General features: G+C 57.5%; 18 protein-coding genes. 12 read left to right on the top strand and 6 right to left on the bottom strand.

Annotated elements, in window-relative coordinates; all coding sequences use genetic code 11:
- Position 1: 1 nt before the first annotated feature.
- Positions 2-895: an acyltransferase gene (locus ACYASS_RS16795; protein WP_463586954.1), complete on the bottom strand. Its 894-nt coding sequence runs from the start codon at positions 893-895 to the stop codon at positions 2-4.
- Between the two features lie 260 nt (positions 896-1,155).
- Here ACYASS_RS16795 and rloA2 point away from each other — a divergent pair, with 260 nt between their 5' ends.
- Positions 1,156-1,656 (top strand): retropepsin-like aspartic peptidase RloA2, encoded by a 501-nt coding sequence (gene rloA2, locus ACYASS_RS16790; RefSeq protein WP_463586953.1) that lies wholly within the window; start codon positions 1,156-1,158, stop codon positions 1,654-1,656.
- Positions 1,657-1,914: 258 nt separating this feature from the next.
- On the opposite strand, the gene mdoH is transcribed toward rloA2, so the two are convergent.
- The 4 genes from mdoH to pip form a co-directional block, all read right to left on the bottom strand.
- Positions 1,915-4,494, bottom strand: a complete 2,580-nt coding sequence (gene mdoH / locus ACYASS_RS16785; protein WP_463586952.1) for a glucans biosynthesis glucosyltransferase MdoH — start codon at positions 4,492-4,494, stop codon at positions 1,915-1,917.
- Complete coding sequence (locus ACYASS_RS16780; RefSeq protein ID WP_463586951.1) at positions 4,487-6,415, bottom strand: glucan biosynthesis protein G; 1,929 nt, start codon at positions 6,413-6,415, stop codon at positions 4,487-4,489. Before ACYASS_RS16780 ends, mdoH begins: the two co-directional genes overlap by 8 nt.
- A gap of 259 nt (positions 6,416-6,674) precedes the next feature.
- Positions 6,675-7,112: a D-aminoacyl-tRNA deacylase gene (gene dtd, locus ACYASS_RS16775; protein ID WP_463586950.1), complete on the bottom strand. Its 438-nt coding sequence runs from the start codon at positions 7,110-7,112 to the stop codon at positions 6,675-6,677.
- Between the two features lie 171 nt (positions 7,113-7,283).
- Positions 7,284-8,255, bottom strand: a complete 972-nt coding sequence (gene pip, locus ACYASS_RS16770) for a prolyl aminopeptidase (protein WP_463586949.1) — start codon at positions 8,253-8,255, stop codon at positions 7,284-7,286.
- Between the two features lie 287 nt (positions 8,256-8,542).
- Here pip and ACYASS_RS16765 point away from each other — a divergent pair, with 287 nt between their 5' ends.
- The 5 genes from ACYASS_RS16765 to ACYASS_RS16745 all read left to right on the top strand — a co-directional run bounded on the left by ACYASS_RS16765 (position 8,543) and on the right by ACYASS_RS16745 (position 14,231).
- Positions 8,543-10,993: a glycogen/starch/alpha-glucan phosphorylase gene (locus ACYASS_RS16765; protein WP_463586948.1), complete on the top strand. Its 2,451-nt coding sequence runs from the start codon at positions 8,543-8,545 to the stop codon at positions 10,991-10,993.
- 397 nt (positions 10,994-11,390) lie between these two features.
- A complete protein-coding gene (locus ACYASS_RS16760) occupies positions 11,391-12,401 on the top strand; it encodes a class 1 fructose-bisphosphatase (protein WP_027902274.1) in 1,011 nt (336 codons plus the stop codon).
- 5 nt (positions 12,402-12,406) lie between these two features.
- Complete coding sequence (locus ACYASS_RS16755) at positions 12,407-13,009, top strand: DUF924 family protein (protein WP_463586947.1); 603 nt, start codon at positions 12,407-12,409, stop codon at positions 13,007-13,009.
- A 394-nt stretch (positions 13,010-13,403) separates the two neighbouring features.
- A complete protein-coding gene (locus ACYASS_RS16750) occupies positions 13,404-13,658 on the top strand; it encodes an outer membrane protein assembly factor BamE (RefSeq protein ID WP_243244187.1) in 255 nt (84 codons plus the stop codon).
- 3 nt (positions 13,659-13,661) lie between these two features.
- Positions 13,662-14,231 carry a lipocalin family protein gene (locus ACYASS_RS16745; protein WP_463586946.1) on the top strand — a complete coding sequence of 190 codons (570 nt, stop codon included), beginning with the start codon at positions 13,662-13,664 and terminating at the stop codon, positions 14,229-14,231.
- A gap of 156 nt (positions 14,232-14,387) precedes the next feature.
- On the opposite strand, the gene ACYASS_RS16740 is transcribed toward ACYASS_RS16745, so the two are convergent.
- Positions 14,388-15,752: a formimidoylglutamate deiminase gene (locus tag ACYASS_RS16740; RefSeq protein ID WP_463586945.1), complete on the bottom strand. Its 1,365-nt coding sequence runs from the start codon at positions 15,750-15,752 to the stop codon at positions 14,388-14,390.
- 224 nt (positions 15,753-15,976) lie between these two features.
- On the opposite strand from ACYASS_RS16740, the gene hutC reads away from it, so the two are divergent.
- The 6 genes from hutC to ACYASS_RS16710 all read left to right on the top strand — a co-directional run bounded on the left by hutC (position 15,977) and on the right by ACYASS_RS16710 (position 20,630).
- Positions 15,977-16,687, top strand: a complete 711-nt coding sequence (hutC, locus tag ACYASS_RS16735; RefSeq protein ID WP_243244343.1) for a histidine utilization repressor — start codon at positions 15,977-15,979, stop codon at positions 16,685-16,687.
- Entirely contained in the window at positions 16,684-17,277 is a 594-nt protein-coding gene (locus ACYASS_RS16730; RefSeq protein ID WP_463586944.1) for a HutD/Ves family protein, read from the top strand. The genes hutC and ACYASS_RS16730 overlap by 4 nt, the downstream gene beginning before the upstream one ends.
- A gap of 153 nt (positions 17,278-17,430) precedes the next feature.
- Entirely contained in the window at positions 17,431-18,612 is a 1,182-nt protein-coding gene (gene nhaA, locus ACYASS_RS16725; RefSeq protein WP_463586943.1) for a Na+/H+ antiporter NhaA, read from the top strand.
- 105 nt (positions 18,613-18,717) lie between these two features.
- A complete protein-coding gene (locus tag ACYASS_RS16720; protein ID WP_243244182.1) occupies positions 18,718-19,251 on the top strand; it encodes a DUF3455 domain-containing protein in 534 nt (177 codons plus the stop codon).
- A gap of 93 nt (positions 19,252-19,344) precedes the next feature.
- Positions 19,345-19,908 (top strand): sigma-70 family RNA polymerase sigma factor, encoded by a 564-nt coding sequence (locus tag ACYASS_RS16715; RefSeq protein ID WP_463586942.1) that lies wholly within the window; start codon positions 19,345-19,347, stop codon positions 19,906-19,908.
- The gene (locus ACYASS_RS16710) at positions 19,905-20,630 is read left to right on the top strand and encodes an anti-sigma factor (protein ID WP_463586941.1); all 726 of its coding nucleotides are present in this window, start codon (positions 19,905-19,907) and stop codon (positions 20,628-20,630) included. The genes ACYASS_RS16715 and ACYASS_RS16710 overlap by 4 nt, the downstream gene beginning before the upstream one ends.
- Positions 20,631-20,911 lie beyond the last annotated feature (281 nt).

Genomic DNA, 20,911 nt, shown 5'->3' with positions numbered 1-20,911 from the left:
CTCAAGCTTGAGACGCATCGCCGCGCAAAGTGGCGATGCGTGCGTTCTTTTCCTGCCACAACTGATTAACCCAGCCCTGTACCTTCTCGCGAAACAGCGGATCATTTTCGTAGTCGCCCTGCCATAGCGCAGGATTAAGCTCACGAGTCTGAATGTCGATGATCACTCGTGGCACGTCACCGCACAGCAAGTTCCAGAACCCCGGGATGCGGTCGCCGGGATAGACGACTGTCACGTCCAGAATCGCATCCAGCTTTTCGCCCATAGCCGCCAGCACAAACGCCACCCCGCCGGCCTTCGGCTTCAGCAGGTGTGAGTAGGGCGAGCTTTGTTCTGCATGCTTGGATGGCGTAAAGCGCGTCCCTTCCAGGTAGTTGACCACGGTAACTGGCTGATTTTTATACAGCTCACAGGCCTGACGGGTGATCTCAAGGTCATGGCCTTTAAGCTCAGGGTTCTTCGCCAGGAACGCCTTGGTGTAGCGCTTCATGAACGGGTAATCCAGTGCCCACCAGGCCAGGCCCAGCAGCGGCACCCAGATCAGCTCTTTCTTCAGGAAGAATTTGAAAAACGGCGTGCGCCGATTCAGCGCCTGGATCAGCGCCGGAATGTCTACCCATGACTGGTGGTTGCTGATGACCAGATAAGAAGTGTCGCTGCGCAGGCCTTCGTCGCCACGGATTTCCCACTGGGTTGGAATGCACAAAGAGAAGATCAGCTTGTCGACTTCAGCCCAGGTTTCGGCAAACCACACGACGGCTCGCGAACAACTGTCGCGCATCTGACCACTGAACGTCAGCTTGAGCAGGCCGAAGATCAGTAACGGACCGATCATGACCAGCGTGTTAAGCAACAACAGCAATGTGACAAAACAGCCAGTGAGCAGGCGACGCATACGGATCTCTGGAGGACTACAAGGGCCGCCATGATAAAGAGCAACAGCGCTCGCGCCAAATCCGCTGGTCGTGGACAAATGTTTCACGAGGTTACGGGTAAGCTCTGACCTGCGAACGATGTGTGATCGCGATGTCTAAAATCGCGAATGAATGACCTGTAGGAGCTGCCGAAGGCTGCGAAAATATTTACCTCATGGACCAATTCGCAGCCTTCGGCAGCTCCTACAGAACCGCGTAACCCAAAAAAGGTACCTACCCAGTGAAATCAACCCTGGCGCTATTGTCCCTGTTGGCATTGCCTGTAATGGCTGCCGAGCCGACGCTGTATGGCCGTTACGAAAACATCAAGGTCGCGGAAATCGGTGAAACCTTCAAAGCCAAGATGGATACCGGAGCGCTGACCGCATCGCTGTCGGCCAAGGACATCGAGCTGTTTACCCGCGATGGTGACGACTGGGTACGTTTCCGTCTCGCCACCAAAGGTGCCAGCAACAAGGTGTACGAACACAAGGTTGCGCGGATCAGCAAAATCAAGAGCCGTGCCGAGGGTGACGATGAGGACGAAGATCTCGATCCAACCAAGCGCCCCGTGGTCGATCTGGAGTTGTGCCTGGGCAGTGTCAAACGCACTGTGGAAGTGAACCTGGTAGACCGTAGCCACTTCAATTACCCGCTGCTGATCGGTGCCAAGGCCTTGCGCGAGTTCGGCGCAGCGGTGAACCCGGCGCGGCGTTATACGGCGGACAAGCCGGATTGTTGATCACCAAGGTATGACGTGACCTCCTGCAGGAGTCGCCCGGTGTCCCTGATACCACGCTGTCGCGCAGCAAACATGGGACCTGTAGGAGTGAGCTTGCTCGCGATTTCGGTCTATCAGTTGGTGAATATATTGCCTGTGCTGACGTAATCGCGAGCAAGCTCACTCCTACAGAGACGCAGCAGTTCCCAGAGAGAAATTTTTCCAGCCCAACAAAAACGGCGCCCTTGCGGGGCGCCGTTTTTGTTTAGCAGCCTTGAATCAGGCGTGAACCAACGCTGGCGCTGGTTCGCGTACAACCGGCTGCAAAGGCAGCAGCGGTGCGTGCGGATCAGCGGCGACAGACTCTCGCCATGCATCCAGCCACTCAGGGTGGCTCTCGCTCCAGACTTGTTCATGCAAGCGGCCCAACGCAACCGGGTCACTCAGCAACATCAAGCGGTCATGGTTGCTGAGTTTCTCAGGCCCGACAGCCAACGCATGACGTACGCGTTCCATCCGTACGAACTCGATAGGCTCGGCGATCCGGTGACGCGAGGTCGCCAGGGCGCAGGCCAGCGCGTTCTGCTGCGGATCGACCACGGCGCGGATGAAGCCTTGCTTCAGTGCGTGCCAACGGTTCTCGTGGGTGTACAGATCAGTGGACACCAACTCTTGCGGCGGCGTGTGCTCTTCCGGAATCAAGAAGAACTTCTCGTCGCGAGCCTTGAGGCCCAGACCAGTACGGCTGGAAATCACCGACACCGGAATCGACAGCATCAGCGAACCAACGATAGGCGCCAACCACCACAGGAAGCTTGGGTTCAACCAGGCCACCAGCAGCGCCCAGCAAGCACCCAACAGGGTTTGCGGACCATGACGCTTGACCGCTTCGAGCCACGGCGTGGAGTCGTCGTCACGTTGTGGCGAGTTCCAGGTCGCAGCCCAGCCCAGGAACGCAGCCAGTACGAAGCGGGTGTGGAACAGCATGCGCACCGGAGCCAGCAGCACCGAGAACAGCATTTCCATCAGCATCGACAGGGTGACTTTGATCTTGCCGCCGTAACCGACTGCGCCTTTGGCCCAGATCAGGATGATGCTGAGCAGTTTAGGCAGGAACAGCAGCACGATGGTCGTCGAGAACAGCGCAACGGCTTTTTCCGGGTGCCATTGTGGCCACAGCGGATACAGCTGACGCGGTTCAAGGAAATAGGTCGGCTCCATCAATGTGTTCACCGCCAGCAGGGCCGTGGACAACACCAGGAAGAAGAACCATAACGGCGCCGACAAGTACGACATTACGCCCGTCAGGAACACCGCACGGTGAACCGGGTGCATGCCTTTTACCAGGAACAGCCTGAAGTTCATCAGGTTGCCGTGGCACCAGCGACGGTCACGCTTGAGTTCGTCCAGCAGGTTTGGCGGAAGCTCTTCGTAGCTGCCCGGCAAATCGTAGGCAATCCACACGCCCCAACCCGCACGACGCATGAGCGCAGCTTCAACAAAGTCGTGAGACAGAATCGCACCGGCAAACGCCCCTTTACCCGGCAACGGCGCCAAGGCGCAGTGCTCGATAAACGGCTTCATGCGGATGATCGCGTTGTGGCCCCAGTAGTGGGATTCGCCCAACTGCCAGAAGTGCAGACCGGCCGTGAACAACGGACCGTACACGCGAGTAGCAAATTGCTGCATGCGCGCATAAAGAGTGTCCATGCCCGAAGCGCGTGGCGCGGTCTGGATGATACCGGCGTCTGGCGTGGCTTCCATCAAGCGCACCAGACTGGTCAGGCATTCGCCGCTCATGACGCTGTCAGCGTCGAGCACGACCATATAACGGTAATCACCGCCCCAGCGACGGCAGAAGTCGTCAAGGTTGCCGCTTTTACGTTTTACGCGACGGCGGCGACGGCGATAGAAGATCTTGCCGAAGCCTTTGGTTTCGCGACAGACATCCAGCCAGGCCTGCTGCTCGGCCACGCAAATGTCGGTCTCGTTACTGTCACTGAGCACGAAGAAGTCGAAACGATCAAGGTCACCGGTAGCCGCAACCGACTCGAAAGTCGCTCGCAGGCCAGCGAATACACGAGGTACGTCTTCGTTGCAGATCGGCATGACCAACGCGGTACGAGCGCCCTTCTCAATCGGCTCATTACCTGCACTGGCACCGGAGATTCGGTATTTGTCACGGCCGGTGAGCAATTCCAGAAAGCCCATCAAGGCGGTCCAGAAACCTGCCGAGACCCAGCAGAACAGAATACCGAACAGCAACAGAATGCTGGTCTGCAAGGCATAGGGCAGAACCTGCCACATGGTCTGCACGAAGGTCTGGTGAGTGATTTCGTCCAGCGAAACCAGCGACCAGCCCTGATACGGCAGAATGCCTTTCATGTACCAGCCAGCAACAATCGTCTGACCAAGCATCAGGATCAACAGGATGTAACGACGAATCGAACCCACAGTGCGCCAGCGCGCCTTGGGCAGATCGCGTTCAACTTTAGGCTCGACCGGGTTACTGCGGCCCGTCAGACGACGCCACATGCGAACCAGGATATTGGTCCGCCATGGCTCAGGCACAACCTTGGTGCGATTGATCGGCGGCGTAGCCTTCAGGCACACCCGGCCATTCGCATCGAGGACGAGCATCTCGGCCTCTTCCAAAGCCTCGGCAGTGGTCAGCGTCAATCGGCGACCCACCGAAGCCTGTGCGGCTTCGGCAGGGTCGCTGACTGGTTGAGCAGACAAACGCTCGTGCAATTCGGCGAACGAGGTGCAGCCAGCCAGTTCGGCTCGCTGCTCATCGCTCATCGGAAGGTGCGCCAGGTACTCGCTGAGCGATACTGGCACCGGTACGGAATTACTCATCGGCTGGCAACTGGTAGCTCCAGGTCTCGGTCATGACTTGCAGCGTCTTGGCCGGTTCCGGAATGGTGGGCGCAGCCTCGGCTTCTGGCTGCTTGGTCTCTTTGCCGTCTTTGTCTTTCGCAGCGTCAGCTTTCGCGGCGTCAGCCTTGGCTACGTCTGCTTTTGCATCAGCTGGCTTGGCTGCATCAGCCGGTTTGGCGGCGTCCGCTTTGGCATCAGCAGGTTTGGCTGCGTCAGCCTTGGCCACGTCGGCTTTCGGATCTTTGGCGGCGTCTGCCGGGGCTTCTTTCTTCGGAGCCTCTTTAGGCGCTGCTTTTTTCTCGTCACCGATATGCGCTTTGGCAGCAACCAGTACCGCAGGTTCCTTGCCTGGCTCAGCCGGGATTTCACGCAGCAGGTAGGCCTGCATCTCGATCGGCTTGTTAGCGTCTTTGACCTTGACCCGCAGCGTCAGGCGATAGCCTTTGGTCACCGGGTTGTAGCGCAGGTTGTTTTCAACCAGCTCGGTATTGGTGTCGGTGGTGACCTGGCTGCGGATGGTCTTGTCTTCAGGCATCGAAGCGAGGATAGGACCCACGAAGTCGACCTGGAACGCAACGCTGCCGTCCAGCTGACGAATCAGGTTGGACTGACGAATGTCACCAGCGGAACGCAAGGTCTGCTTGACCCAACCCAAATCAGGCGAGTGAATGGCTTTCTCGTCCATGGTCCAGTGGATGCGGTAGTTGAAGTCAACTGGCTCGCCCGGTGCTGGCAGAGTATCCGGCTTCCAGAAGGCAACGATGTTGTCGTTGGTTTCATCGGCAGTCGGGATTTCCACCAGATCAACGGTACCCTTGCCCCAATCGCCTTTAGGCTCGATCCACGCGCTTGGACGCTTGTCGTAGCGATCGTCCAGATCTTCATAGCTGCTGAAGTCACGACCACGTTGCAGCAGACCGAAACCGCGCGGGTTCTCTACCGAGAAGCTGCTGACGGCGAGGTGTTTAGGGTTGGTCAGCGGACGCCACAGCCATTGGCCGTTGGCTGCCTGAATCGACAGACCGTTGGAGTCATGCAGCTCGCGACGGTAGTTCTGCACACGCGAAGGCTGATTGGCCCCGAACAGGTACATGCTGGTCAGCGGTGCAACACCGAGCTTGCTGACCTTGTCACGCAGGTACATGCGCGACTGAACGTCAACCAGCGTGTTGGTGCCAGGACGCAGGGTCAGCTTGTAGGCACCGGTTGCGCGCGGGGAGTCGAGCAGAGCAAAGATCACCAGATGATTGTCATCGGTGCCTGGCTTCTCGATCCAGAACTCGGTGAAACGTGGAAACTCTTCCCCGGAAGGCAATGCGGTATCGATTGCCATGCCACGGGCCGACAGACCGTAAACCTGACCCTTACCGATAACGCGGAAGTAGCTCGCGCCCAGCATGGTCATGATTTCGTCTTGTTTGTCGTCTTTGTTGATCGGGTACAGCACTCGGAAACCGGCGTAACCCAGTTTCTCGGTCGCTTTAGGATCGAACTTCACGTCGCCAAAATCAAAGCGGCTTGAATCGTACTTGATCTCTTCAACGGTAGTCGCAGTGACTTCGTTGATTTTGACCGGGGTGTCGAAGTGCATACCCTGGTGATAGAACGAGACTTTGAACGGCGTTCTGTCGCCAGCCCATTCGGCACGGTCTTCACGGAAACGGATTTTCTGATAGTCCGCGAACTTCATGTCACGGAACTCGGCAGGCAGATTGCTGCGCGGGGCTTCGTACTTCTTATCGGCCAGTTCTTTCGCTCTGCTCGCGACGTCATCAAGACTAAACGCCCACAGTTGAGTGGCACTGAACAGTGAGATCAGAGCTGAACTTGCCAATAGCGCGCTACGCAACCGCTTGCCAGGTGTCTTTACCGCATTACAGGGACTAACAATCACGAGCAACCCTCGCCGAAAACAGATGAAGAAACCAACGGCCAGCTATCAATTGCCGGGTTGGCGAGCATTGTTCCGACTCCGAAAGAACCTAATGATTCCCCAAACGGTGTCGGACCAGCTTCTGACCTTGCCAAACGGTGCCACAAACGCGGATACCCGGACGGCGCGATTATCTAGTAGCGCGCGCCACAACGCACCATGTCCGATGAAGTATTTATTGCTATACAGCCTAATAAATCCGGGGGAAGTACGCCAAACCGGTCGTTTAGCCTTCCAGCAAAAAAGTCACGGGGCCATCATTCACCAAATGAACTTGCATGTCTGCACCAAATTGGCCCGATTCGACCACGGCATACGAGCTTTTTGCCTGCCTCAGTAAATAGTCAAATAACTCTGCACCCAAGGCCGGCGGCGCTGCTTTGGAGAAGCTCGGCCGCATGCCACTTTTGGTATCGGCTGCCAGGGTGAACTGCGAAACCAACAACAAACCACCTGCGACATCGCGCAAGGATAGATTCATCTTGCCGTCAGCATCGCTGAACACCCGGTAGTTAAGCAGCTTATGTAGCAGCTTGTCGGCACTGGCCTGAGTGTCTTGAGGCTCGACGCCGACCAAGACCATCAAACCCTGATCGATAGAACCGACAATTTGCCCGTCGACTTCGACACGTGCGCTGCTGACGCGTTGTAGCAAGCCTTTCATGCCCATTCCTTGTGATTCAATCGCGCATCAAACAGATACCTGTGGGAGCGAATTCATTCGCGAATAGAGTTCATAAGGCGATAAATCTATAGCGGATGTACCGCCCACTTCGCGAATGAATTCGCTCCCACAGTGAACCCCATTTCAATTCAAACAGGCGCAATCCCCAAATCAAGCCTCTTCAGGCGGCAAATCCAGCAAACGGGCGGCAACCTGTGCGGCAGCCCGGACCAGTGCATCGGTGATGCCCGGCTCCGAAGCAGCATGCCCCGCATCGCGAATCACCTGCAGCTCGCTGTTTGGCCAGGCCTGATGCAACTCCCAGGCGTTGTCCAGCGGGCAGATCACGTCATACCGACCGTGCACGATGATGCCCGGTAAATGAGCAATCCTGGGCATGTCACGAATCAGCTGATTCTCTTCCAGGAAAGAATTATTGGTGAAGTAGTGGCACTCAATGCGCGCGATGGACAGTGCGCGTTGGGGCTCGGAGAAGCGATCAACCACTTGCGGATTGGGCCGCAGCGTAGCTGCACGGCCTTCCCAGGTAGACCAGGCTTTGGCGGCATGCATCTGGGCAATCTGGTCGTTACCGGTCAGGCGCTTATGGAACGCGCTCAGCAGATCACCGCGCTCATCCAGCGGGATCGGTGCCACGTAATCCTGCCAGTAATCCGGGAACATGCGGCTTGCACCGGCCTGATAGAACCATTCGATCTCTTGCGGACGCGCCAGAAAGATACCGCGCAGGATCAACGCATGGACACGATCCGGATGAGTCTGGGCATAGGCCAGCGACAAGGTCGAACCCCACGAACCACCAAACAGCACCCATTTATCGATGCCCAGATGCTCACGAATCCGCTCCAGGTCGGCGACCAGATCCCAGGTGGTGTTGTTCTCAAGGCTCGCATGCGGCGTCGAGCGACCGCAGCCGCGTTGGTCGAACGTAATGATGCGGTACAGATTGGGATCGAAATAACGACGGCTTTGCGCATCGCAACCCGCACCGGGGCCGCCATGAATGAATACCACCGGCAGACCTTCCGGTGATCCGCTTTCATCGACATATAGAACATGCGGCGCCTCCACAGCCAGATCGTGCCGGGCGTAGGGTTTGATCTGCGGATACAAGGTCTGCATAGGTGCTCCGTGAGTGCGATTCGGGGTCTTCTATTATTTTGCCGCTGGCCATCATAAACCCGAAACGAGGAATGTTCATGCTGTCGCTCACAGCTCGTGTCGAGAGTGGAACGATCAATGCAAGCGGTTTGCCAATTGCCCAAAAGGGCGAACCAGAGCGACATGAGCCTGTCGAACCGACGGACGTGTCGTGGTTAATTCAGGAATTTGCAGGAAAAATTTGCAGACACGCCCTACAGTCAAAGAAATCCCATCCTTCATTCGTCTGACTACTTGAGGTCGTATCGATGTCTCAGGAACCACTTGTTCGTGACGCTGAAGTGGCCGCATTTCGCGCCGCTGTTCTCGCCAAACTCACCTATGCGGTGGGTAAGGACCCTGACCATGCGTTTGAGCATGACTGGTTCGAAGCCGTAGCCCTCGCTGCTCGCGACCACATGGTCGAGCATTGGATGGACCACACCCGGCAGATTTATCGCAAGGTCCAGAAACGGGTGTATTACCTGTCGCTGGAATTCCTTATCGGCCGTTTGCTGTACGACAGCCTGAGCAACCTCGGCCTGCTGGAAGTCGCCCGAGAGGCAATGACTGAACTGGGCGTCGATATCGAACGCATCAAGTTGCTGGAGCCCGACGCGGCGCTGGGTAACGGCGGTCTTGGTCGTCTGGCAGCCTGCTTCATGGAAAGCATGTCGACGCTCGGCATCGCTGGCCATGGTTACGGTATTCGTTACGAGCACGGTTTGTTCCGCCAGGCAATCGTCGACGGCTGGCAGCAGGAGCAAACCGAAAACTGGCTGGACTTCGGCAACCCATGGGAATTCGAGCGGCCAGAAGTCGTGTACCCGATCGGTTTCGGCGGCAGTGTCGACACCCTCACCAACGAGGACGGTGAACAGCGCCAGGTCTGGCGTCCATCTGAAACCGTCCGCGCCATTGCTTACGACACGCCAGTGGTGGGATGGCGAGGTAAAAGCGTGAACACCCTGCGTCTGTGGCGTGCCCGTGCGGTAGGCGACTTGCATCTGGAACGCTTTAACGCCGGTGACCACTTTGGTGCAGTGGCCGAGGTGGTGCGCGCAGAAAGTATCTCTCGCGTGCTTTACCCGAACGATGCCACCGAGGCCGGTCAGGAATTACGTCTGCGTCAGGAATATTTCTTCGTCTCTGCATCATTGCAGGATTTGCTGCGTCGCCATCTGAACATGCATGCGACGTTGATGGATCTGCCGGAACACGCGGCCATCCAGATGAACGACACGCACCCGTCCATCGCCGTCGCCGAACTGATGCGTCAGTTGATCGACAACCACGGCATCGCGTGGGACGCCGCGTGGAAAATCACGGTGGGCACCCTCGCCTACACCAACCACACCTTGCTCCCCGAGGCGCTGGAAACCTGGTCGGTAGGCCTGATGGAGCGGATGTTGCCGCGCCACATGCAGATCATCTACATCATCAACGCTCAGCACATCGACACCCTGCGCGCCAAAGGCATTCACGATTTCGACGTGCTGCGCGCTGTGTCCCTGATCGAGGAAGAAAATGGTCGTCGCGTGCGCATGGGCAACCTGGCGTTCCTCGGCTCCCACAGCATCAACGGCGTATCGGCGCTGCACACCCAGTTGATGCGCAAGACGGTTTTTGCCGAACTGCACAAGCTGTATCCAGACCGGATCAACAACAAAACCAACGGCATTACCTTCCGCCGCTGGCTGTTCCAGTCCAACCCCAAGCTCACGCAGATGCTCACCGAGTCGCTGGGCGAGGACGTGCTGGACAGCGCAGAAACGCGACTGATCGAACTGGAGCCGTTCGCTGACAAGAGCTCTTTCCGCAAGCAATTTGCGGATCAGCGCCTGCACAGCAAGCGTGCGCTGGCGGCGATCATCAAGGAGCGTCTGGGGATCGTGGTCAATCCGGCGGCGATGTTCGATGTGCAGGTCAAACGGATTCACGAATACAAACGTCAACTGTTGAACCTGTTTCACACCGTTGCGCTGTATCAGGCCATTCGCGCTCAACCGGGCACCGATTGGGTGCCACGCGTAAAAATCTTCGCGGGCAAGGCCGCAGCCAGTTATCACTCAGCCAAGCTGATCATCAAGCTGACGAATGATATTGCTCGCACGGTCAACAGCGACCCTACCGTACGCGGCTTGCTCAAAGTCGTATTTTTGCCTAACTACAACGTCAGCCTGGCGGAAAGCATCATTCCGGCAGCCGACTTGTCGGAGCAGATTTCTACTGCCGGGCTGGAAGCATCGGGCACCAGCAACATGAAATTCGGCCTCAACGGTGCGCTGACCATCGGTACGCTGGACGGCGCCAACGTCGAAATGAGCGAGCAAGTGGGTCTGGAGCACATGTTCATTTTTGGCATGACCGCTCAGGAAGTCGAAGCCCACAAGCAAGTCGGCGACTTCAGCGCTTACGCTGAGGCCGCGGCATCGGGTCGGCTCAACGACGTCCTGCAAGCTATTCGTGGCGGCGTATTTTCGCCGGATGACCCTAACCGCTATGCCGGCCTGATCGATCAACTGCTGGCTTACGACCGCTTTCTGGTCTGCGCCGACTTTGATTCTTACTGGGATGCTCAGGCCAGGGTCGAAGCTCACTGGCACGACTCGAAAGAGTGGTGGCGCTCTGCGGTGCTCAATACGGCGCGCATGGGGTGGTTCTCGTCAGACCGGACGATCCGGGAATACGCGGGGGACATCTGGAACGCGCTGGATTGATCAAGCGACCTGCTCTCACTTTGGCCAAACAGCCCAGGTGAGAGCGGTGCAGACCTGACACCGTCCCACAAGGGCAACTCGGACTGGTAGGACCGAATTTATTCGGGAGGGCGGTGTTTCAGCCGATACACAGGCTCGAGATTTACCGGCCCCTTCGCGAATAAATTCGCTCCTACCGGGACTGTTTTTGCAGGCCAATACGGGTACTTCACATGGGTTGCATTCTAATCATGCAGTACAGGGTGATAGCTCGTTTCAGCCACCGCTTCAGCATTTTCCGGCTACGCTTTGCCCACGCGTGAACTCAATGGGTGATAACCCAGTCTTATGGGCAGTATTACGTCTCGACTCGCGCTAAACTGCGCGGGTTTTTTATTCCCCCTATTCGGAGCTATCCATGTCCCGCGTTACCCTGAGTCGCTATTTGATTGAGCAGACCCGCAGCAACAACACTCCTGCCGATCTGCGCTTCCTGATCGAAGTGGTGGCGCGAGCGTGCAAGGAAATCAGCCACGCCGTTTCCAAAGGCGCGCTGGGCGGTGTGCTCGGCAGCATGGGCACTGAAAACGTTCAGGGCGAAGTGCAGAAGAAGCTCGACGTGATCTCCAACGAAATCCTGCTCGAAGCCAACGAGTGGGGCGGTCACCTGGCGGGCATGGCGTCCGAGGAAATGGACAACGCTTACCAGATCCCGGGCAAATACCCTAAAGGTGCCTACCTGCTGGTTTTCGACCCACTGGATGGCTCGTCGAATATCGACATCAACGCCCCGGTCGGCACTATCTTCTCCGTACTGCGTTGCCCGAACGAATACCTGAGCCAGAACGAGCCCTTGAATGAAAAGGCCTTCCTGCAACCAGGTACTCAGCAAGTCGCGGCTGGTTATGCGATCTACGGCCCGCAAACCATGCTGGTACTGACGTTGGGCGATGGCGTCAAAGGCTTCACCCTGGACCGCGAAATGGGCAGTTTCGTACTGACCCACGAAGACATCAAGATCCCGACTTCCACTCAGGAATTCGCGATCAACATGTCCAACCAGCGTCACTGGGAAGCGCCGGTACAACGTTACGTTGACGAATTGCTGGCGGGCGAAGACGGCCCACTGAAAAAGAACTACAACATGCGTTGGGTTGCCGCGATGGTTGGCGACGTGCACCGCATCCTGACCCGCGGCGGTCTGTTCATGTACCCACGTGACAGCCGCGAGCCTTCCAAGCCGGGCAAACTGCGCCTGATGTACGAAGCCAACCCGATGTCGTTCCTGGTTGAGCAAGCTGGCGGCGCGTCTACTGACGGTCATCAGCGCATCCTCGACATTCAACCGGACGGCCTGCACCAGCGTGTTGCGGTGTTCCTGGGCTCGAAAGAAGAAGTTGAGCGCGCAACCTCGTACCACAAGGCCTGAATCTCATGACCGCCCCTTGGCTCCCGCTGCTGGAATGGTGGTTCGGCTCTGCCGAGTCGCCCTCCGAAGCGGCGAAAGCCAAGGGCAAGTTGTGGTTTGGCAAGGACAACGCTCAGGACACCGAAGCGCAGATGCGTTTTGGTGATCTGGTCGAATCCGCCCTGGCAGGCGGGCTTAAAGAGTGGGCTGAAAGCCCTGCCGGTTGGCTGGCTCTGATACTGCTGCTCGACCAACTGCCGCGAATGATCTATCGCGACACTCCCAAAGCCTATGCCGGTGACCTGCGTGCGCAGGCACTTGCGACACACGGCCTGAAACTCGGCCGCGATCAGCATCTTGATCCGCTGCAACGTACCTTCATCTATCTGGTGCTGGAACACTGCGAAAACATCGACGCGCAAAACGGCGCTGTTGCCCGCTTCACCGAACTCCTCCCCCTGCTCCCCGCCACAGACCGCGAATACTTCAACAGCAGCCTCGATTACGCCGAGCGTCACCGTGACATCATCGCCCGTTTTGGCCGCTTTCCGCATCGCAACGAAATCCTCGGCCGTGTTTCAACACCCGAAGAAATCGATTTCCTGAAACAGCCTGGATCACGGTTTTAAGGCTCAACAAGCTCGAAAATATTGTCACAACCGTCCAGCAGCAAAAAGACGTCAGCCACGGAGCTGAATTCGCCACGCCCAATTTCTTCCTGCCCAGCAAATAAGTTGCCCCTGTAGGAGTGAGCTTGCTCGCGATAGCGTCAAGTCAGACGATAATTCATTTACGGATGTACCGCATCGCGAGCAAGCTCACTCCTACAGGTCAACCGTTTGCTGCGGGCCAGCGCAGTGACAGTGACACCGAGGGTTTACCACAAGGTATCTATGTACTGGATTTATTCCTAAACGGAACCAGATCGCCATTTTCTCTTCTAAGCTCACGGTATTACGCCAGCATCCGTGCCCACTCGACCGTCTGCTGCGGCGTTGCCCTTTCCGTTCAGGAGCTTCATCCATGTCTCTGCGCTCTCTAGCGTTGTTGTCGTTTCTCGTATTGCTGACCGCATGCAGCAAGGTTAATCAGGAAAATTACTCGAAGCTGTCCGCCGGTATGCCCAAGGCTGAAGTTGAGCAACTGCTGGGTAGCCCGACTGAATGCTCCGGCGCGCTGGGCATGTCCAGTTGCACATGGGGCGATCAAAAGAGTTTTATCAGCGTGCAGTATGCCGCTGACAAGGTTGTACTTTTCTCGGGTCAAGGTTTGAAATAAGAAATGATCAAATTACTTGTGCGTTTTGGTCTGGTCGTAATGGCCAGCTTTCTCGCAATCGGTTTTGCGCACTCCGCAGAAAACCTTGAGCCCAGAACCGTAGGTGCTGTTGACCTCAAGCAATATCAGGGCACTTGGTATGAAATCGCTCGTTTGCCAATGTTCTTCCAGCGCAATTGCGCGCAATCCGAAGCGCATTACGCCCTCAAGGAAGATGGCAACGTTGGCGTAACCAACCGCTGCCGGACGATCGAAGGCGAATGGCAGGAAGCAACAGGTACAGCCACACCGCAAGTGCCGGGTAAAACCGACAAGTTGTGGGTGGAGTTCGATAACTGGTTTTCCCGCTTGATCCCTGGCGTCGCCAAAGGTGACTACTGGGTGCTCTACATCGGCGACGGCTACAAGACTGCTGTTGTAGGCAACCCGGATCGCAAATACCTGTGGCTACTGTCGCGCACGCCAACGATATCCAAAGAGGTGAAAGAGCATCTGCTCAGTCAGGCACAGCAGCAGGGGTACGACACCACCAAGCTGGTCTGGCGGGTTGAGGATTCAAAAATCGGGAAGTAGACAAACACGGGGATGAAATCAAAACATGACCTGTAGGAGTGAACTTGTTCGCGAGGCTTCATATCTGGTGCGCCGCTCAAGCCGCTTCGCCAACAAGTTAGCTCCTACAGGGAATGCATTTCAACTCAAAGGAATGCGTTTATCCTTCGAAAATCATCACCCCAACAATTCCCGCAATACCTGCGCAAACTCCCGGTTGCTCTGCTCTTCCCCGGCGTGATGCCCTTCGCGCACGACCCATTTACCGTTGACCATCACGTCACGGATCTGCCGATCACTGCCTGCAAAAAGCCACCGGTTGAGAATCGCATCACCCGATGCCGTGGCGATGTAAGGGTCATTGCCATCCAGTACCAACCAATCAGCACGAAGCCCCACCTCTAACCGGCCAATAGGCTGACCCAATGCCTGAGCGCCACCGGCCAGTGCTGCATCAAACAGCGTCCTGCCGACCATGGGTTGATCACTGCGATACAGACGGTTGCGACGTTGATCCCGCAAGCGCTGACCGTATTCCAGCCAGCGCAACTCCTCGACCACACTCAACGACACATGGCTGTCAGAACCAATCCCCCAGCGCCCGCCTTGAGCAATGTAGTCCACGGCCGGAAAAATCCCGTCGCCCAGATTCGCCTCAGTGGTCAGGCACAATCCGGCGACTGCGCCGCTTTTCGCCATGTGAGCCACTTCATCAGGCTCGACATGGGTGGCGTGCACCAGACACCAGCGCTCATCTACCGGGGCGTTTTCGTACAGCCATTGCACTGGCCGACGGCCGCTCCAGTTCAGGCAGTCATCGACTTCCTTTTGCTGCTCGGCGATGTGGATATGTACCGGACATTGCTGATCGCTAGCGGCCAGCGCAGCGCTGATCTGCTCTGGCGTTACCGCACGCAGTGAGTGAAAACACAATCCCAGTTGCTGTGCGGGCTGCTCGCGCAATACAGGTTGCAGACGGGCTTGCAGATCAAGGTAGCTGTCGGTGCTGTGGATAAACCGCCGCTGACCTTCGTTGGGCGCTTGCCCGCCAAAGCCGGAGTGGCTGTAGAGCACCGGCAACAGGGTCAGGCCGATCCCGACGGAGCTTGCCGCCTGACTGATTTGCAGCGCCAGCTCTGCCGGGTCCGCATAAGGCTTGCCGGTGGTGTCCTGATGCACGTAGTGAAATTCGGCGACCGAGGTAAAACCGCCCTTGAGCATTTCGATGTACAACTGACGGGCAATGACGCCTAACTGCTGCGGGCTGATCTTCCCAACCAGGCGGTACATCAAATCGCGCCAGGTCCAGAAGCTGTCATTCGGATTGCCCGCCACCTCCGCCAGCCCGGCCATTGCCCGCTGGAACGCATGGGAATGCAGATTCGGCATGCCAGGCAGCAACGGCCCTTTAAGCAACTCAGCGCCTGAAGCCTCAGCCTCCTTGGCGATATGAGTGATCACACCGGCGGCGCTGACTTCGACACGAACGTTGTTGGCCCAGCCGCTGGGCAACAACGCACGCTCGGCAAAGAAGGCGGACATGGCTCTGAATCCCGTGGAAAGTGATTTGTATATACATATACAGACGTTTGCACGCTCGGTAAACTCCGGCAAGCTTGCCGCCGAACAGGTTAATGGTTAGCGTGAACACACGTTATAAATATCCGTGCGCTGCAAGATTAGCGCCGACCTGCACCTGAATTACCTTCGAAAAAGGATTGCCCCAAGTGCCGACTCCGCCCGCCACTTCTCCATTGGCTGCCCAGATGGGCGACAGTCCGGCCCCGCTGTACGCCCGCGTCAAGCAGATGATTGCTCAGCAGATTCAGTGCGGTAACTGGCCGCCGCACCACCGCGTACCGTCGGAAAGCGAGTTGGTAACCCAGTTGGGCTTCAGCCGTATGACCATCAACCGCGCACTGCGTGAGATGACTGCAGAAGGCTTGCTGGTGCGTATGCAAGGTGTCGGCACTTTCGTCGCCGAGCCCAAGAGTCAGTCGGCATTGTTTGAAGTCCACAACATCGCGGATGAAATCGCGGCTCGTGGTCATCGTCACACCTGCAAGGTCATCCTGCTGAAAGAAGAAGCTGCTGGCTCCGAACGAGCTTTGGCGCTGGATATGCGCGAAGGCCAGCGGGTCTTTCACTCGTTGATCGTGCATCTGGAAAACGATCTGCCGGTACAAATCGAAGACCGTTACGTGAATGCACTGGTCGCGCCGGATTACCTGAGCCAGGACTTCACTGTACAAACTCCGTATGCCTATCTTTCACAGGTAGCGCCGCTGACTGAAGGTGAGCATGTGGTCGAGGCGATCCTGGCTGAGCCCGATGAATGCAAACTGTTGCAAATCAGCGCTGGCGAGCCTTGCCTGTTGATCCGCCGCCGCACGTGGTCCGGTCGACAGCCAGTCACCGCTGCGCGCCTGATCCACCCCGGTTCCCGTCATCGCCTGGAAGGACGTTTCAGCAAATGAGCCAACTGACCGTTTTGCGCGCCGCCAACTATCCACGCATGCCATGGAAAAACGGCAGCGGCAGCACCGAAGAAATTGCCCGCGACGCCGGTCAGGACCTGGAGGGCTTCGGCTGGCGTCTGTCGATCGCGGATATCGAGCAGCCCGGTGGTTTCTCCCTGTTCCCCGGTTATCAGCGCATCATTACCGTGCTGCAAGGCGTGGGCATGACGCTGGATATCGACGGCAAAACGACCGAGCCACTGTTGCCAGGTGATCCCTTCGCATTCAGCGGCGACAGCCAGGTCAGCTGCACATTGATCGAAGGTGCGATTCGGGATTTCAACCTGATCTACTCGCCGGACCGCTACCGCGTCAGCCTGCAGTGGGTAGATGTGCTCAAACCTCAGCGGCTGTTCAGTTCAGCGTGTACCCTGCTGCTGTTCAGCGCGGCAGAGCAGATGGCTGCGAACATGGCCGAGCATCCACCGCAATTGCTGGAAAAGCATGACTGCCTGCAATTGAATAATGAATCTGGCGCGTTGCTGGAAGTGGTGCTGTATGCGCCGCGCGCCAGTCGCTGCTGCTTGATTGAACTGACCAAAATCTAACGCGCCCCTGTAGGAGTGAGCTTGCTCGCGATTGCGGTATGTCAGTCACCGCCGAATCGCCCGATCTAATGCAATCGCGAGCAAGGTGGAGCGCCACCCCGGTCACTCCTACAGATTGAACGCCAGCGCTAACCAAGGACGCCGCACCTGCCAATGACGACATCAATCAATAACAAAAAAGAAACCCCAAGAGCCATCGCCATTCTTGCCAGCTTCCTGGCCTCCGAATCAGCCGGTGGCATCGTGTTGATGGGCGCCGCACTGGCGGCTTTGATCGTCGCCAACTCCGGGCTGTCCGCTGGCTATTTCGCGGCGCTGCACAGCGTCTGGTTGGGGCTTTCAGTTGAGCTATGGATCAACGACGGCCTGATGGCGATCTTCTTCCTGATGGTCGGCCTGGAAATCAAACGTGAAGTGCTCGCGGGCGGCCTGGCCACTTGGGGTCAACGCGCCCTGCCCGGCTTTGCAGCGGCCGGCGGCATGCTGGTGCCTGCGCTGATCTACATCGCAGTCAACTGGGGCAACCAGGAAACCATGAGCGGCTGGGCGATCCCCGCTGCTACCGACATTGCCTTCGCGCTGGGCGTGCTCTCGCTGCTGGGTAAACGCGTGCCGACCTCGCTGAAAGTCTTTCTCGCCGCGCTGGCGATTCTCGACGATCTGGGCGCAGTCACTATCATCGCCTTCTTCTACAGCACCGGCCTGAACATGCCGATGCTGCTGGCCTCTTTCGCAACGCTGGCGGTACTGATTGTGATGAATCGCCTGCGGGTACGTCGCCTGTTGCCGTACTTGTTGCTGGGTGCTGCTCTGTGGTTCTTCGTTCTGCAATCGGGCGTTCACGCGACGTTGGCCGGTGTCGCTCTGGCGCTGTGCATTCCGCTGGGCAAGCCTGAAGAAGAGGCTCGCTCGCCGCTGCTCTTCCTCGAAGAGAAGCTGCATTACTGGGTCGCGTTCGCCATCGTGCCCATCTTCGGCTTTGCCAATGCCGGGGTGTCGTTGTCGGGAATATCTCTGCAGAACCTGATTGATCCTGTGCCGCTGGGTGTCGCGCTGGGCTTGTTCTTTGGCAAGCAGATCGGCGTATTCCTCGCAGCAGTACTGGCTATCCGCTCCGGCCTGGCCTCGTTACCGGAAGGCAGCAACTGGGTACAGTTGTATGGCGTGGCGATCCTCTGCGGCATCGGCTTCACCATGAGTCTGTTCATCGGCAACCTTGCTTTCCCCGGTTCTGCGCATCTGATCGACGAAGTAAAAGTTGGCGTGTTGATGGGCTCGGGGCTTGCTGCAATCGCTGGCGTCATTCTGTTGCGCAGCCGAATCAGCAAGGGCTGAAAATTTATTTTCAAATCGCTGCATCCAGATGGGTTTCTCGCGGGTAGTACAGATACGCAGCCGGTTTGGCTGTTAAGCGATGAACCCAAAACTGGAGATGTCTGCATGAACGCAAAACGCTTGCTCTGCTTGACTGGTGCTGCAATGGCTTTCACTTGCCTGGCGCCCTCTGCCTTCGCTCAAAGCAACCTGCCGGAAACCGTGCGGGTTCCGGATGGCTTCAAAGTCAGCATGGAAACCACCGGTGTCGGCGAGATCACTTACGAGTGCCGCGCCAAAGCCAACGCCGCTGAAGGCATGGAATGGGCATTCGTGGGTCCTAAAGCCGTGCTCAATGATCGCAGCGGCAAGCAAGTCGGCACTTACTACGGCCCGCCAGCCACCTGGGAAGCCAAAGACGGTTCGAAAGTAACCGGTACTCAGCTCGCCGTGGCCCCGTCCAGCGCAGGCAACCTGCCGTATCAGTTGGTCAAAGCCAACCCGGCTGACGGCAAGGGCGCGATGACCGGCGTTGCTTACATTCAGCGTACCGCGCTCAAAGGCGGCGTAGCGCCAGCCAAAGCGTGTGCCGAGAGCAATAAAGGCGCGAAAGAAATCGTTAAATACCAGGCCGACTATATCTTCTGGTCTGCCAAGTAATTAGCGCGAGCCTGCGCAGGAACTCGGCTATGCTCCTGCGCGGGTGCTCCGATTCAAATCGGGGTAGAAGTACTCTGTAAACGGCGTATTGAATTGTCCTCCCACGAATCCCTGTTCGATTACGAAGCTGTACTGGATGCCTGCGCACGAGGCGAGCGGCAGGCGCTTGAGCGTCTGTATGCTCAGGAAAGCGCTCGTTTGCTCGGTGTTGCGCAGCGCCTGGTGCGTGACAGCGCGTTGGCGCAGGACATCGTGCACGACGCCTTCATCAAGGTCTGGACTGGCGCAGCGAGCTTCGACAAGGCCCGAGGCTCGGCCCGTGGCTGGATATTCAGCATCACCCGAAATCTGGCGTTGAACGCCCTTCGCAACAATGCCCGTGAGGTGCAGAGCGAAGATGAAGACGAACATGGCGAAGCACAGGCGACGCTGGAAGGCTGGAACGCAACGGTGGACAGTTTTGACTGGCGGGTGAACCCAGGGCGGATCGAATTCTGTCTGGAGCAGCTTGAACCGGTACGTCGCAATTGCGTGTTCCACGCTTACGTGGACGGCTATTCACATCAAGAGATTGCGCAAAAAATCGGCGCGCCGCTGGGCACTGTAAAAGCCTGGATAAAGCGCAGCCTGAATGCATTACGGGAGTGCATCGGATGAGCAACAGCTCGGGCACTGAACCCCAAAAACCGCTGAACGAGTTGGCGGGCGAATATGTGCTGGGCACTTTGTCTGCTCACCAACGCATTGAAGTAGAGCGTCGGCTGCCCAACGAGCCCGCCTTGCGGGCCGCGGTCGATGCGTGGGAAGCACGTCTGCTGCCACTGACGGACATGGTGGAACCGCAAAACCCGCCACCACATCTGTGGGCGCGGATCGAGCGCAGCCTGGATGATTTGCTTGCGCCGCAGAAAGCCATCAAGCGTGATGTGCAGAGCTGGTGGAACAACCTGTCGATCTGGCGTGGTCTGGCCGGTGCCGGGTTGGCGGCGTCACTGGTGTTGGGCATGACCTTGCTCACTCAATCACGCACGACTCCATCGCCGTCTTATCTGGTAGTGCTGGTCGCGCCGCAGGACAAAGCTCCGGGCTGGGTGATTCAGACCAGTAATTCACAAGACATCCAGCTCATCCCGCTGAGCGTTACCGAAGTGCCCGCCGACAAGGCGCTGGAGTTCTGGACCAAGGGTGATGACTGGCAAGGCCCGGTATCGCTCGGGCTGGTGAAGCCAGGGCAAACCCTGCAAGTGCCACTGGATAAACTGCCGCCGTTGCAGCCTAATCAGCTGTTCGAGCTGACGCTGGAACAGGCCACCGGCTCGCCGATTGGCAAACCTACCGGGCCGATCCAGTTCATCGGTCGCGCGGTTAAGGTGATCTGACCCAAGCCGCGCACCAATTTGTTACCGAGCGCCCCAAGACGAAGCGAGTCGTAACGACTTTGGACGGCTCACTGTTCGCGTGCATCAGGCGCCCCTTGACCGCCTATCTTCTGAGCTCCTGTCCCCGCTCCTCGTCGAACCCGCCTGCTTAACTCGCCCAGCCACCTCTTGAAAATTAATATAACCTTTTGAATTTAAAACTCTTTCTGTAGGAGTGAGCTTGCTCGCGATGACGTCAGATCAGCCGCAAATACATCGACTGACACGACGCTATCGCGAGC

The organism is Pseudomonas sp. HP_14 (assembly GCF_055283875.1).
Note: the sequence above shows the minus strand (reverse complement) of the source record. Positions and strands in the feature narration are given on the sequence as shown.